Origin of the sequence: Paenibacillus segetis (assembly GCF_014639155.1) — a bacterium.
Taxonomy (GTDB): Bacteria; Bacillota; Bacilli; order Paenibacillales; family Paenibacillaceae; genus Fontibacillus; species Fontibacillus segetis.
The window spans coordinates 3,349,339-3,364,637 of the sequence record NZ_BMFT01000001.1; the positions used below are offsets into that span (position 1 = coordinate 3,349,339).

The window sequence follows — 15,299 nt, forward strand, 5'->3', positions numbered from 1 at the left end:
TTTAAAGGAGCGAACCATTATATGTCATCATTATTCAGTTTAGCAGGAAAAACAGCACTCGTAACCGGAGCTGCTAGCGGACTCGGACAAGGTATTGCTTTGGCATTTGCTGAAGCAGGTGCAGATATCGTATCTGCCTCCCTTACTTCAAGCCATGATACGGTAAAAGCTGCTGAGGCTTTGGGCGTAAAAGCACATGGAATTGAAGCTGACCTTGGAGATCACAGCACCCTTCAAGCAACTTTTGATGAAGCTCTAAAACTTACAGGCCATATCGATATTCTCGTAAATAACGCCGGTATCATTCGTCGTACTCCAGCGAAAGATCATAGCGAAAAAGACTGGTTCGATGTGATCAACCTGAACCTGAACACCGTGTTCTTAATGTCGCAAATCGCTGGCCGTCACTTTATCGAAAGAGGATCCGGCAAAATCATTAACATCTGCTCTATGCTTTCCTATCAAGGTGGTATCAATGTACCAGGATATACTGCTAGTAAGCACGGCGTAGCTGGATTAACCAAAGCATTCGCGAACGAATGGGCTGGTTCCGGGATTAACATTAACGCTATCGCTCCTGGTTACATGGCAACCGACAATACGGCTCCAATTCGTGCTGATGAGAACCGTTCTAATGCTATTCTTGAGCGTATCCCTGCTGCACGTTGGGGTACTCCTGAAGATGTTAAAGGTCCTGCTGTCTTCTTAGCTTCCGCGGCTTCCGACTACCTGAATGGTCATGTATTGGCTGTTGACGGTGGATGGTTGGCTAGATAAAAAGCCATCAATAAATGATATCAACACCCCCGATACACTTCTTAGTGTACGGGGGTGTTGTTGTGTTGCGGTTATTTTTCTGAAGACGTATCCTTCCCCTACTTTTATTTGTACACTTATTCCTATACTATGTAGGGATAAGCCTTGAAAGAAAGGAAGCTTACGATGAGACTACCGGTAACCCAAGGGGTTATGAAGTTGTTCGAAGATAGGAAGCAACGTCCAATCGGTACCCGCTCTCTTTTCGAGACAAGAGCACTCCTGGATGTTCAGTTTATTATTTCGCCATTTCCCTACGGATATCATAAATATATGTTTGGCATTGAGATGAAGGTCGGATCAAAACGCATGTATATCGTACAGCGAATACGAGAATTTCTTAATCAAATGGAGCGAGGAGAGCCGTATACGTTCTCCAGACATTTTACCTATGATCCGGAAATACACTGTTTTCAAAAAAATGATAATGACGTGCTTAAAGCATTAATAGAGGTTTATCACCATGAAATCATGTATCGCGAAACGTTTAGTACCTATTCTGGGCTTAGCAACAATATAAGTGGCGATCGGATGCTGCTCATCCCTCCACATCTTTGGGACTCCGTCTGTCCCTTACTTGTAAGTGCCCCCTCGGTGCAACTTGTTCAGGATGACATGACATTCGACACGATCTCGATATCCGATGAACCCATCCCACTACACTTCGAATTTGATCAAGCAATGGATGATGGTTACCAATTGGACGTTCAAGGACTGAATCAAATGAACATTATGGAGTCCTATGGAATCGTTATTTCACAAGGGAAATTGCTGAAGCTGCCAGAGCAACAGTGTAAGCGACTCTCCGAGCTCAAGCAACTGCTTGAGCGTACAGATAACTCTCAAATCGAGATTTCGCCAGAGCAAATAGAGCCTTTTATGGAAAAAGTCATCCCTGGACTATTGAAGCTTGGTCAAGTCAAAATTGCTAATTCGATATCTGACAAAGTCGTACGAACTCCACTAAAAGCTAAGCTTTATTTGGACCGCGTAAGAGATCGTTTGCTTGCCGGACTGGAATTCCATTATGGAGACCTCGTCATCAATCCATTAGAAGAACATGCCACAAAACGCTCCAACAACGTCATTCTCATGCGAGATGGAGATCAGGAGGGACGAATTCTTGAGCTCATGGAGCAAAGCTCTTTTGCCCGCACAGAAAGTGGTTACTTCATGAACGATGAGGACGGAGAATATGATTTCCTATACCATATCGTTCCACAACTTGAGAAGTTATTGGATGTATACGCTACTACAGCTGTAAAAGTAAAACTACTCACCGGACTTACTCCACCTAAAGTAACAGTAGATGTGGACGAACGAACCGATTGGCTGGAGCTACGCTTTGAAATGGACGGTATTCCAGAGACAGAAATTCGTAAGTTGCTTCAATCTCTTCAAGATAAGAATAAATACTATCGTCTCCCGAACGGGGCATTATTACCGCTAGAGAGTTCAGAGTTTCAAGAGATTATCGCCTTAATCAATGAAATGGGATTCCAGAAACGAGATCTGACAGGACCTATTCTCCGTCTTCCTGCAATACGTGGACTTCATTTGATGGACTCTCAGCATAAACGAGATGCGATTAAGCTTAGTAAGGCGTTCCGTCAATTACTCGACAATATGAGATTTCCAGACAATATGGATTTCCCTGTTCCAAATTCTCTGATAAATGTCTTACGAGACTATCAGAAATATGGATTCCAATGGCTAAAGACACTTGCCCATTATCGTTTTGGAGGCATTCTGGCAGACGATATGGGACTTGGCAAGACACTGCAAAGCATCGCCTTTCTCGCCTCTGTACTACCAGAGATTAGAAATCAAAAATTGCCGGCATTAATCATTTGCCCAGCTTCTCTGATGTATAACTGGCTTAATGAGCTTAGAAAATTTGCACCGGATATTGTGACTGTTATTGCCGATGGCAGCCGTAGCGAACGAGAAAAGACACTGAACCTTATCTCCGGTGTAGACGTCATTATTACTTCCTACCCGCTACTACGCAGAGATATCAAATTCATTGCTAGCTTAAGTTTCCATACGCTTATTTTGGATGAAGCACAAGCCTTTAAGAACTACACCACTCAGACTGCGCAGGCAGTAAAAGTGATCCAAGCACGTTATCGATTTGCACTTACCGGAACTCCTATAGAGAACAAACTAGAAGAGATATGGTCGATCTTTGACGCCGTATTCCCTGATTTATTTGCTAGCAGAAAAGCCTTTAACGACCTACCACAGGATCTTATAGCCAAGCGAATTGCTCCATTCCTGCTACGCCGATTGAAGACTGACGTGTTAAAGGAACTACCTGAGAAGATTGAATCGCAACAAACATCCCAGCTGCTACCAGAGCAGAAAAAGCTATATATCGCTTATTTGGCAAAGCTACAGCAGGAAACTTTAAAGCATCTGGATGAACAGGATTTCCAGAAGAATCGTATCAAAATCCTAGCCGGATTAACTCGGCTTCGCCAGCTTTGTTGTCATCCGGCTCTATTTGTGGATGACTATGCAGGCAGCTCAGCCAAATTTGAACAGCTAATGGAGATCATCGATGAATGCCGGAATGCTGGTAAAAGAGTGCTCATCTTCTCTCAATTTACAGAAATGCTGAGTCTAATCCGTAAAGACCTAGGAATTCAAGGTGTGCCCTTATTCTATCTGGATGGTAATACCCCTGCCTCTGAGCGCGTCGAGCTATGCAACAGGTTCAATGAAGGAGAGCGCGAGTTGTTCCTCGCTTCATTAAAAGCTGGTGGTACTGGACTTAACTTGACCGGAGCAGATACCGTAATCCTGTATGATCTTTGGTGGAACCCCGCCGTGGAACAACAGGCTGCCGATCGTGCACATCGGATCGGACAGAGGAATGTAGTTCAAGTCATCCGCCTTATCACTCAAGATACGGTTGAGGAGAAAATGTACGAACTTCAGCAGAGAAAAAAAGACCTCATTGATGAGATCATTCAACCAGGTCATGAATCCTTATCGACGCTAACAGAGGAAGATATTCGTGAAATTTTGATGCTATAGCCAAAGACTGTGTACAAGGAAAAGGTCCCCGACATTATAATCGGGGACCTTTTTTATTCATAGTATTTTGTCACTTTAATTAAACCCAACCCTGAGCATTACTCCGAACATACTCCGTTAAGAAATCCAGCCATGTGGCTTGATCATTTAGACAAGGGGCCATCGTATAAAGTTCACCAGGACCACCCGCATTTTCGAATACTTCACGACCTTCAACTCCGATTTCATGAAGTGTCTCCAAGCAATCGGTAGCAAAACCTGGTGCAAATAAGAAGGGACGCTTCACGCCCTGACGTGCTAGGTCACCGAGTACATCAAATGTCGCTGGGCCAACCCAAGGTTCTCTCCCAAAGCGTGACTGATAGACGATCCCCCACTGATCCCGAGCCCATCCCATCTCTCTCGCGAGTAATTCCGCCGTTTCAAGACATTGATCAGGATAAGGATCCCCCGTGTCAGCATAACGCTGTGGAATTCCGTGAAATGTGAGGATGAACTTATCTGGTGGTGACTGTAGTGACTTTAATTGTTGCTCTAAATGATGCTTCATTGCCGCGATATAACCAGGATGATTGTAATAAGCATCAACAAATCGCAACGTAGGTACAAACCGCTTAGCTGTCGAACCTGAAGCACTACGCCTACCTAAGGCTGCAAAACAAGCTTCATCATATACCGATGCCGTAGTTGTTGATGAGTACTGTGGAAACAGCGGCATAATAATAATTCTCGTAATCCCTTCATTTTCAAGTACTCTCATCGCTTGCTCAATGCTTGGTTCACTGTATGCCATTCCCACTTCAACCCGAAACCCTTCTCCCAACCGTTCTTGCAAACCAACTTGCTGTTTGTGCAAATAAACTCGCAGCGGCGAGCCTTGCTCCGTCCAAATTTCTTTATATAACTTAGCCGAACGTTTTGGGCGAACGGTAAGAATGACACCTTGCAGCAGCGGCTGCCACAGTAGAGGATGATAGTCAACAATCCGCCGATCAGATAGAAATCTTTTTAAATAGGGACGGACTGCCTTCGCTGTAGGTTCACTTGGGGTACCAATCTGAGCCAATATAACTCCAATCTTCTCTTGTTTCATGTTGACCTCCCAAAACGTTCAGAACCCTCTCAGAATTTGATTCTGAAAGGGCTCTGCTGTTTATCGTATGTGACTCTACTATATCAATTATCTTCCAGCTATTTCAAGTGCAACTTTTATTGCATCGACTACTTTACCTGAAAGAGCCTTCAATGCATCGGTGTCGCCAAATGCTGCCGGACGATAGGCATATTTGTGCATTGTATCTTTTTCGGTCATTGGAGTTTCAATTTCAGCCTTCACTGCTAGCTCATCAGCTGACAATTTGTCTGCTGCCTTTACTTTTCCAGCGGCATCTAGATAAGAAACTTCCATTTTCACAGGAACATTGTGTTCCACTGTAACCATCACATATACTGATTTATCCGCATTCACACCCGCATGGATCCCATTCAGATATGCTGCTTTGTACGGTTCAACAATCTCAGCTTTCTTGTAAACTCGATCTATAGCTTGTTTAAATGCATTGCTACTGCTAGTAGCTCCTGAGATTGCATCGACCTTTTGAGCTTGTTCCCTTGTTCCAGCGTCAAGGAAATCCTTCAACATTTGTGGAAGACCCTTTACAAGATCTGCATACGCTGTTTCTCCCTTATCAACAAGATTGTTGCCCACTCGATAAAGATCGATTCCAACGATGTTACCATTTCTTAAAGTTACGTCCGCTCTGTTCGAACCTACATTAGAAGCATCACCATAGGCAGTGAATTTACCATCTTTATAATTACTTTGCTTAACAGAAGCATTTTGCATAGCGTCAGTGAAAGCAGCTTTAGCTGCAAGAGACACGACTTCCTGTCCATTAATTATGGCTGTTTTTGCTCCGTCTTTGGTCAAGCCTTCATTCAATTTAGCAACTGCGGCTTTTTGATCTTCAGTCAATTTATCTTCTGCGATCAGCTTTCCGTCTGCTCCAAATAGGGAAACTGCTGTTTTCGTTACTTTATCAGCACTCATATCAACAAGAACTAGAACTCTAGACTTATTATCTACACCAGCAAAAGTACCTTCAAAGTACTGGCTACCTGTAGGAACTTTACGTGCTTTTTCAAATGCTCTTTCGACAGCTAGATTCCAGCTATGACTGCTCTCAGTAGCTCCTGATATAGCATCAACGCTATTATCAAAGTTCTCGATATAAGAACCGTTCTTCAGCAACTTTGCAACCATAGGCGCATTAGCCTTCACTACTTCAGCATAAGCCGTGTCACCTCTGTCGATTAGGTTCGAACCTAATCTATAGAGCTTAACATCAACTAACTTACCGTTTCTAATCACTACGTCTGCTCTTTCTACACCTTTATCTCTAGCAGATCCGTAAGCAGAATATACACCATCTATATATTCTACAACGTTATTAACCTTCGCGTTCAACTCAGCATCACGGAAAGCATTAACTGCTGCCTTAGTTTCAGCATCGTAACCATTTAGAGCTACAGCATTTGTACCTCTATATAGTAATTCACCAGCGAGCGTATACACCATTTTCGCTTGCTCAGCGCTCATACTGGCTTCATCAATGACATCACCTTTTTCATTAAGCGGGTACACTTTTACGCCTAGGCGTTTCGTCTTGTCATAATTTACAAAAACCATGAATTTACCTTCAGGGTCAACCCCCATATGTTCGCCTTCAAAGTAGATTTCATCAGCAGGCTTCTCTACAAGAGCTCGTGAGAATGCTCTATCTACTGATAATTTCCATCCATCACTTGAGCGAGTTGCACCGGAGACAACGTCTACCTTAGCTGCTTCATCTCTAGTTGTTCCTACCAATTTTGCCTTCATTGCTTCATATGCATTCCATAGGCCGCTATAGTTATAACGAGCATCTCTGTCAATCAACTTAGGACTTGTTCTCAAAAGTTCAATTGCGGCTACCTTACCATCCTTAATTGTAACTTTTGCGCCCTCAGTTCCTTTGGAGTAAGCATTACCGTAAGTTACATATACTCCATCTGCATAGGTCTTCTCAGCAATTTTAACTGGAGTAGCTTCAGTTGCTGCTTTAGTTACTTCTTTTGTTGCCTGTGTTGTCGTAGCCTCTTTAGTCGTATTCTCTTTCGTTGTTGTCTTATTTGGCTGTGTTGTTTTGCTTGGTGTTGTTGTTTTACTTGGTGTTGTTGTTTTTGCAGGTGCCTTCGTTTCTTCTTTAACCGCTTCCGATGCGGCAGATACAACATCTATCGTTGAGAATTTAGATGCCGATGTATCCACCACTAGAAGAAGTGATGACAGAACAAATGTAGCACATAGAGTTAAAGAAATTAGCTTTTTCATTTACTACCCTCTCCCTTTATCATATTTGAGCTCAAAAAAATAAATTCAGTCCATATGTAGTCTTCTACTTGAACGCTATAAACCGTGTTCCCCCCTCCTCAATTCAATCACCATCAGTAAATTGTGAATTGTTTCACATTATTAGTGAAATAAATCACTTATAAAAATGCCCAAAAAAATATATGTAGGTGATTTGGATTCATCATATTCAATCTTCACTGTTATTATCTGTATACAAAATCACATATTCAAATTTTTATGTATTATTTACATGAAATTAATAAAATCCTCGAAATTCACATCATCTTTTTTTCTAATTCATAGGTTTCTTGCTCTATGTCCCCGGGATTGAGAATATTGATTAGCTTAAAACCACATTTGTCGATGTAGAAGTGATGGTTTCTTTTTGAAGTGCCTGGCGTAGCCGTTTTCCACATTTTTGCGTCAGGATATTTACTCTCTATCATTCTCCATATTCTCGTCCCAATCCCCATGTTTTGGATCGAAGAATCAATAAATAAACTCTCTAGGTAGTAATTACCTTCGTCTTGAATCCACACGATAGCAACTCCAATGGCCTCACCATGCATCAATATTGTAAAAGAGTCATTAGAAGCGAGTACCCCATATCTCATCAAAAATTCGCCATTATCATACCCTGCAGGTCCATCTCGATGCCCTTCACCCAAATGAATTCTCGCATCCTCATCAAAAGACCTAGTCATTATAGTTGTCAGAAGCACGATGTCTTCCTCTTGTAGTGGTACGAACTCAATTTTACCATGATCACTCATATCAGCTTTCCTCCATAAAATCGATTGTTACAACAATACATTCATTATAACAACCGAACTTTCACAAGGGATGTCTTTTTTCTAGAATAAGTGCAAACAACCTTAATGGCCACATGTACATGAGTGATCATTAAGGTTGTTTTGTTGGTTAAGACTCGATGTCAGTTCAAACTTCCGATGCTAATCCACGTAACAAATCCGTAATTTTTATCAATTTCCTTCAGCCTGGATATCTCCAGAACAGCACAATCTGGGAACTGTTCCTTCAAAGTTACATAATAAGCAGGACTATTGGACATTGCCACGATGATATAGTGAGAATTGGGAAATGGCTCTTCAAACTGAATAGTAACCTCGGTTATATCTTCATGACGTTGTAACAAGAAAGCAGCCATTCCGAATTGTTGTAGTGAAGGCTCACCTGAAATCCCTTGAATTGGAGTCAATGCTAAGTGCTCAACCCCCACAGATCCCAACTCCAAATGAGCAGATCCCACAGCTCTTTCTGCAAGATGCTGACCTTGCACGGAGTTCTCACTCAAATGTTGGCTTTGTATTGACAGCGGCTTAAGATGGATTGACCCTACTGATTCGTCCTGAAGGACATCTTCATCTACTGCATCCGCCTGCAATTGAACGCGGGAGATCGACTGAGGTTTGATATCTTCTCCGTTTATTCCACCTTGCGGGAATAAACCATTTTGTTGAAGTTCGGCTGATAAGTTCGTAAATGTAACCACTTGTTCCCCGAGATGCACAGTTCCTACTGTTGCTTCACCTATATGGCGTCCTTCTACACTGCCCTCTACCAGATGCTGTGATCCTACGGACCCTTCTGCCAGATGTTGACTTTGTACGATTGCTTCACCTAAATGCTGACTTTGCACAGATAGTGACTTAAGATGGATCGATCCAACCGATTCGTCCTGAAGGACATCTTCATCCACTGCATCCGCCTGCAACTGAACGCGGGAGATCGACTGAGGTTTGATGCTTTCTCCGTTTATTCCACCTTGCGGGAATAAACCACTTTCTTGTAGTTCTGCTGACAAATGCGTAAATGTAACTACTTGTTCCCCAAGATGCTGGCTTCCTACTACCGCTTCGCCTATATGACGACCTTCTACACTGCCATCTACCAGATGCTGTGATCCAACGGATCCTTCTGTCAGATGTTGACTTTGTACAGTTGCCTCACCCAAATGCTGGCTTTGCACAGATAGCAGCTTAAGATGGATGGAGCCCACCGATTCGTCCTGAAGGACATCTTCATCTACTGCATCCGCCTGTAACTGAACGCGGGAGATCGACTGAGGTTTGATGCTTTCTCCGTTTATTCCACCTTGCGGGAATAAACCATTTTGTTGTAACTCGGCTGACAAGTGTGTAAATGTCACCACTTGTTCCCCAAGATGCTGGCTTCCTACTACCGCTTCACCTATATGACGACCTTCTACACTGCCATCTACCAGATGCTGTGATCCAACGGATCCTTCTGTCAGATGTTGACTTTGTACGGTTGCCTCGCCCAAATGCTGGCTTTGTACAGATAGCGGCTTAAGATGGGTGGAGCCCACCGACCCATCTTGTAGTATCTCTTCGTCAACTGCATCCGCCTGCAACTGAACGCGGGAGATCGACTGAGGTTTGATGCTTTCTCCGTTTATTCCACCTTGCGGGAATAAACCACTTTCTTGTAGTTCTGCTGACAAATGCGTAAATGTAACTACTTGTTCCCCAAGATGCTGGCTTCCTACTACCGCTTCACCTATATGACGACCTTCTACACTGCCATCTACCAGATGCTGTGATCCAACGGATCCTTCTGTCAGATGTTGACTTTGTACGGTTGCCTCGCCCAAATGCTGGCTTTGTACAGATAGCGGCTTAAGATGGGTGGAGCCCACCGACCCATCTTGTAGTACCTCTTCGTCAACTGCATCCGCCTGCAACTGAACGCGGGAGATCGACTGAGGTTTGATGTTTTCTCCATCTATTCCACCTTGCGGGAACAAACCGTTTTGTTGAAGCTCCGCCGACAAGTGTGTAAATGTGACCACTTGTTCCCCGAGATGCTGGCTTCCTATTGCTGACTCATCAATATGACGACCTTCTACGCTGCCATCCAACAGATGCCGTGATCTCACAGATCCTTCTTTCAGGTGTTTGCTTCGTATAATAGCATCGCCCAAATGCTGGCTTTGTACAGATAGCGGCTTCAAGTGAATGGACCCGACCGATTCCTCCTGTAGGACATCTTCATCCACTGCATCCACCTGTAAGTGAATCCTAGAAATGGATTCAGATCTAATGTCTTCTCCATTAATACCACCTTGCGGTAGCAAACCACCTTGCTGAAGCTCCTCTGACAAGTGTGTGAACGTGACTGCTTGATTCCCGATATGCTTACTCTCTAGAACTGCTTCGCCTATATGACGACCTTCTACACTGCCATCCAATAGATGCTGTGATTCTACGGATCCTTCTCCCAGATGTTGACTTTGTATGATAGCCTCACCCAAATGCTGGCTTTGTACAGATGACCGCTTCAGATGAATGGAACCAACCGACTCATCTTGCAAAATCTCTTCGTCGACGGATTCCGCTTGTAAGTGATCACGTGAGATTGAGCGTGGTTTAATATTTTCTCCATCTATTCCACCCTGCGGTAACAAACCTCCTTGTTGGAGCTCCTCTGATAAGTGTGTAAATGTAACTGCTTGTTCCCGGAGATGGTCGGTCCCTACTACCGCTTTACCTATATGCCGACTTTCAACACTGCCATTCACCAAGTGCTGTGATCTAACGGATTCTTCAGTTAGATGATAACCTTGCACGGATGCTTCATTCAAATGATAACTTTGTACAGACAATGGCTTAAGATGAACCGATCCTACGGACTCATCTTGCAGAACTACTTCATCTACTGCATCCGGCACTAGCTGAATACGTGAGATCGACTGGGGTTTAATGTCTTCTCCACTTATTCCATCTTGCGGTAGCAAACCATTTTGCTGAAGCTCAGCTGATAAATGTGTAAATGTAACTGTTTGATTCCCGATATGCCGAGTTCCTACTGCTGCATTACTAATATGATAACTTTCTATACTATCATCCACGAAATGCTGCGATCCGATGGATCCTACTGCTAGATGTTGACCTTGTATAATAGCCTCACTCAAATGATGGCTTTGTACAGACCCTTTCTTAAGGTGAATTGATCCTACAGAATCATCCTGCAGAACCTCTTCATCTACTGCATTTACACGCAATTGAGCACGTGAGATCGATTGCGGTTTAATATCCTCTCCATTCACACCATCATGAGGTAACAGACCACCTTGTTGGAGCTCCTCTGACAAATTTGTAAATGTTACTACCTGTTCCCCGAGATGCTCGGTTCTTATCGCTTTCTCAACAATATGACGACCTTCAACACTGTTACCTAGCAATTGCTCTGAACCCACGGATCCTTCGCTCAGATGTTGGCGTTGCACCGATGAAGCGCTCAAATGATGACTTTCTACTGATAAGGGCTTCAGGTGAATTGATCCTACGGACTCATTCTGCAGAACTTCTTCGTCAACTGCATCCGCCTCCAACTGAACACGTGAGATCGACTGAGGCTTAATATTTGCTCCATCGACACCATCTTGAGGTAGCAAACCACCTTGCTGGAGCTGGGCTGATAAGTTCATAAATGTAACCACTTGCTCCCCAAAATGCCTTGTTCCTACGACACCTTCAGCAATATGCTGACCTTCTACACTTCCGTCCAGTAAATGATGGGATCCCACAGAATCTTCAGCTAACTTGTCAAAAGTGACCGACTGATTTTGCAGAACTCGCTCTGATACAGACTCGGTAGTGAAATGACGCTCTTCAATTGTATTTGAATGTACATGCTTAGAAATAACACTATCTAAAGCCAGATGTTCTGTGTGAACAACTTCTGGAGATAAACTAACGGACTGAATAGCTCCCGCAGCAAAATGCTCTGAGCGAAGAGTATGAGGATGGATTTTGGAAGCAGTAACGCTACCTTCTGCCAACTTAGAGCTTGTGACCGCTAAATCATTAATTTTATCGCTAGTTACGCTCTCCGGAGATAATTTCAAAGCAGTTACGGCATGATCTTGTAAATGAATGGAGAACACAGCACCTTCACTTAGATGCTCATCTTTAACTACCCCAGCTTGCAAAGAAGCCGGTCCGATACTGTTGTCGGCTAAATGTATTTGATTAATTGAACCAGGGATAATGTGAAAAGAAGAAATCTGCTCAGTATCAATAGCCTCACCTGTAACAGCCCCAGGTCTTATCTTACTCGCAGTTACACTACTCTCTGCCAGTTTCTCTGTCGTTATGATCTCTTTTTTCAGATGCTTTGTAGTCACTGAATCATTTGCTAAATGATATTCTTTGATTGAACTGCTTTCTATTTTATCTTCTTTGACACTCCCTGCAGCAATATGCCAATCTTGAATCGCTTCAGTCTCAATATGTTCACTCTGTACAGATCCGTTGGATAAATGCTGCGAAGAAACACTGAAAGGAGCTAATTTAGTCCCCTCTACGGCTGCCCTACCCAAGTGACGGGTAAGAACCGCCTCATCAGCAATTTTCTGAGGTAAAATGCTCTGATCAGCAATTTTAGAAGAGGTAACCGCCTGTTCAACGATTTGTGCTGTTCCAACAGCCTGATCAGACAATTTGGTTGAGAGAATACTCCGATCGGCTAAATGCCTGCCCTTAATTTCACCAGCAGCGATCTGATCCTGCCCGATACTTCCTGGCTTCAAATGCACATTCTCAATCGAACCCGGTGCAATGTGACGAGCTCCAATTGCTTGCTCTTTGATATGGTGTGAACCAATTACATCTCCTTCTAGTTGGTCTGTACCTACACTCGGAGTAGCAAGATGCTGTTTTCCTATCAAGCCTGATGCCAGATTACGGATAGATATCGCATTTTCAGCGAGATGTCTACCCTCAATCGTTCCGTCTTGCAGTTTGGTTCCTGTAATGGATCCATCACGAAGTTTGGCCGAGGTTACCGATTGATCGCCTAATTTAGAGTTATCAATGGCTCCGTTTGCTAAATTATACGATTGGATACTCCCGCTACGTATTTTATCAGCAGTAACTGCCTGATCTTGTATTAAGTCTGTTGTAACAATCCACTCTTTGAGATGGCGGCTTTCGATCGATCCATTCGCCAGCTTATCCCCATGAATCATGTCATCCGCTAGCTTATCCGAGGTAATACTACCTTCTTCTAGCTTATCCCCGCTAATGGAGCGATTTCTAATCATTTTCCCTTCAATTGTACCTTCCGCTAAATGATTACCTGTAATGGAATGTGGGGCGATCTTGGAAGATGTCACAGACGCTTCCGCAATCTTAATGCTGTGCACCGCATAATCAGCCAACCACGCCGTTTCTATTGTACCGTGCTTTAATTTGGTGGAATCAATCGTATAAGGTGCGATCTTCTCCCCTGTAATGGCAGCATTTGTTATATCATCTGTGTATATGATACCTTTATCCGTTGAATCAGCGGCTTTTTCTTCTAGCTCATGAATTAGAGTGCTTCGTTTTGAATCAGCCGTGAGATTCTCTTCAGCGACTTCCTCAACAGCGACTTCCTCAACAGCCACTTCCCCCACGAACGCTTCTTCTTCCAATACCTCCTTTACCAGCGCTTCCTGTGGTGCAAACACCGGAGCGGCATGAACCTTAGCGTTCTCCAGCAGCTTTAATTCATTTAAATCCGGATTGTCCACGTAGTAGAGCGGCTTTCTTCCTTTACCAGGTTTGTTGGTTTTAAATTTCTTATTCAGAGCTGCCCTCTCCTTTACCAAAAGTTTTTCGTCTTTGGCATCATATGCGGAGGGCTGGGCACTTGTCACAAGTCTTCTTCTATTTCGGCTAATAGGAATGACAAAGAGAGGGATCTTCCCAATGGAAGATCCCTCTCTGATTAATTTCTATTACATGCTAGTTTGAGTAGTTGTCTCGCTCTCATCTACAGAGCTTAGTTCCGCTTTATTCGCTGCAAACAGCATGCTTATGATCAACACGAAGGCAATTAATGCGAGGAACGGTATTGTAATAAAGCCCCACCAGTTAAGATAGTCAACGTTACACGGAACTCCAATCTTACATGGAGTCAATTTTGCCAGAGCAGGAAGCTTTTGTTCTGCATAGTGATATAGGGAAATAGATCCTCCAATAAAGCTAAGCGGAAGTACATACCTGATGATAGCACGATCATTGCGGAAGGCTGCTATTCCGAGCAGAAATACCTGAGGATACATGAAAATACGCTGGAACCAGCACAATTTACACGGTTCATAGTGCAAAATTTCGCTTAGATACAAACTCCCTGCCGTTGCAACTAATGAGACAAGCCAGGCCAGATAAATACCATAGTCCTTAAAGAAGGATCGCATAGGTCCCCATCCCTTCGATTACTTAGATTGATCTTGTATCGCTTGATCAATAGCTTGCTTCATAGCATTGTAATCTGCATAGTTCTGGTTGACATATTCTACACCATTAATGAATATCGTTGGTGTTCCTCCAAGTCTTAATTCATCGGCTTTAGCGATATGCGCATCTACTTCGTTCTTATACGTCTTGTCTTCAATATCCTTCCTCAGTAGCTCATAATCAATTGGAAGATTCTCCTGCTTCGCTAGATTTACAAGAAAATCAGTTGTAGCCCATACTGTATTTTCATCCCCCTGATTATTATATAACGCATCTAGATAAGTCCAGAATAGCTCTTTGTCCTGATGGTATACGGATTGAACCGCTAAAGCTGCTGTGTAGGAATCAGGGCCAATAAAAGCTAGGTTCATAAAATAAAAGGCCACTTTACCCTGATCAATATAATCACTCTGTAGTTGTTTTTTGATTGTATCGTTAAAAGCTTTACAACTTGGGCATTTAAAATCACCGAATTCTACGATTTTTACAGGTGCATCAACGTTACCAAGCACAGGCAAATTAGCATAATCAAATATGCCCTCTTTGGAAGCCGATTTAGGCTGGAGGAGAATTCCCACGATAACAAGAATAAGTACAACTCCAAGCGTCCCAAACCAGATGATCCGTCTCATTTTTTGTTTCTGTTTTATTTTGATCGCCTCTGCTTTGCGTTGTGCCAATACATTGCTACTTTTCTTTGGCGGCATACAACCCCTTCTTCCATTTTAAAATTAAAAATCTTATTTTTCTGTAACTATTCTAGTTACAAAAGTAGGCTT

Annotated in this window: 8 protein-coding genes; 2 read left to right on the forward strand and 6 right to left on the reverse strand. The window is 43.1% G+C overall.

Annotated elements, in window-relative coordinates:
• The first annotated feature begins 21 nt into the window (after positions 1 to 21).
• Together kduD and IEW05_RS15765 are read left to right on the forward strand one after the other, a co-directional pair.
• Positions 22 to 777 carry a 2-dehydro-3-deoxy-D-gluconate 5-dehydrogenase KduD gene (gene kduD / locus IEW05_RS15760; protein ID WP_188540445.1) on the forward strand — a complete coding sequence of 252 codons (756 nt, stop codon included), beginning with the start codon at positions 22 to 24 and terminating at the stop codon, positions 775 to 777.
• 165 nt (positions 778 to 942) lie between these two features.
• Positions 943 to 3,858 (forward strand): DEAD/DEAH box helicase, encoded by a 2,916-nt coding sequence (locus IEW05_RS15765; protein ID WP_188540447.1) that lies wholly within the window; start codon positions 943 to 945, stop codon positions 3,856 to 3,858.
• Positions 3,859 to 3,937: 79 nt separating this feature from the next.
• Here IEW05_RS15765 and hemH read toward each other — a convergent pair whose 3' ends face one another.
• The 6 genes from hemH to IEW05_RS15795 all read right to left on the reverse strand — a co-directional run bounded on the left by hemH (position 3,938) and on the right by IEW05_RS15795 (position 15,227).
• Complete coding sequence (hemH, locus tag IEW05_RS15770) at positions 3,938 to 4,951, reverse strand: ferrochelatase (RefSeq protein ID WP_188540449.1); 1,014 nt, start codon at positions 4,949 to 4,951, stop codon at positions 3,938 to 3,940.
• An 87-nt stretch (positions 4,952 to 5,038) separates the two neighbouring features.
• On the reverse strand, positions 5,039 to 7,231 hold the full coding sequence (locus IEW05_RS15775; RefSeq protein WP_188540451.1) for an FMN-binding protein: 2,193 nt from the start codon (positions 7,229 to 7,231) through the stop codon (positions 5,039 to 5,041).
• A gap of 296 nt (positions 7,232 to 7,527) precedes the next feature.
• On the reverse strand, positions 7,528 to 8,025 hold the full coding sequence (locus IEW05_RS15780; protein WP_188540453.1) for a GNAT family N-acetyltransferase: 498 nt from the start codon (positions 8,023 to 8,025) through the stop codon (positions 7,528 to 7,530).
• A gap of 161 nt (positions 8,026 to 8,186) precedes the next feature.
• Positions 8,187 to 13,889 carry a WIAG-tail domain gene (locus IEW05_RS15785; RefSeq protein ID WP_194434131.1) on the reverse strand — a complete coding sequence of 1,901 codons (5,703 nt, stop codon included), beginning with the start codon at positions 13,887 to 13,889 and terminating at the stop codon, positions 8,187 to 8,189.
• A 129-nt stretch (positions 13,890 to 14,018) separates the two neighbouring features.
• Positions 14,019 to 14,480: a disulfide oxidoreductase gene (locus tag IEW05_RS15790; protein ID WP_188540458.1), complete on the reverse strand. Its 462-nt coding sequence runs from the start codon at positions 14,478 to 14,480 to the stop codon at positions 14,019 to 14,021.
• 18 nt (positions 14,481 to 14,498) lie between these two features.
• A complete protein-coding gene (locus tag IEW05_RS15795) occupies positions 14,499 to 15,227 on the reverse strand; it encodes a DsbA family protein (RefSeq protein ID WP_188540460.1) in 729 nt (242 codons plus the stop codon).
• Positions 15,228 to 15,299: the final 72 nt, after the last annotated feature.

Bases quoted from the DNA above. Each gene is read 5' to 3' on its own strand.
- kduD (WP_188540445.1), top strand. From the start codon at position 22: ATGTCATCATTATTCAGTTTAGCAGGAAAAACAGCACTCGTAACCGGA.
- IEW05_RS15765 (WP_188540447.1), top strand. From the start codon at position 943: ATGAGACTACCGGTAACCCAAGGGGTTATGAAGTTGTTCGAAGATAGG.
- hemH (WP_188540449.1), bottom strand. From the start codon at position 4,951: ATGAAACAAGAGAAGATTGGAGTTATATTGGCTCAGATTGGTACCCCA.
- IEW05_RS15775 (WP_188540451.1), bottom strand. From the start codon at position 7,231: ATGAAAAAGCTAATTTCTTTAACTCTATGTGCTACATTTGTTCTGTCA.
- IEW05_RS15780 (WP_188540453.1), bottom strand. From the start codon at position 8,025: ATGAGTGATCATGGTAAAATTGAGTTCGTACCACTACAAGAGGAAGAC.
- IEW05_RS15790 (WP_188540458.1), bottom strand. From the start codon at position 14,480: ATGCGATCCTTCTTTAAGGACTATGGTATTTATCTGGCCTGGCTTGTC.
- IEW05_RS15795 (WP_188540460.1), bottom strand. From the start codon at position 15,227: ATGCCGCCAAAGAAAAGTAGCAATGTATTGGCACAACGCAAAGCAGAG.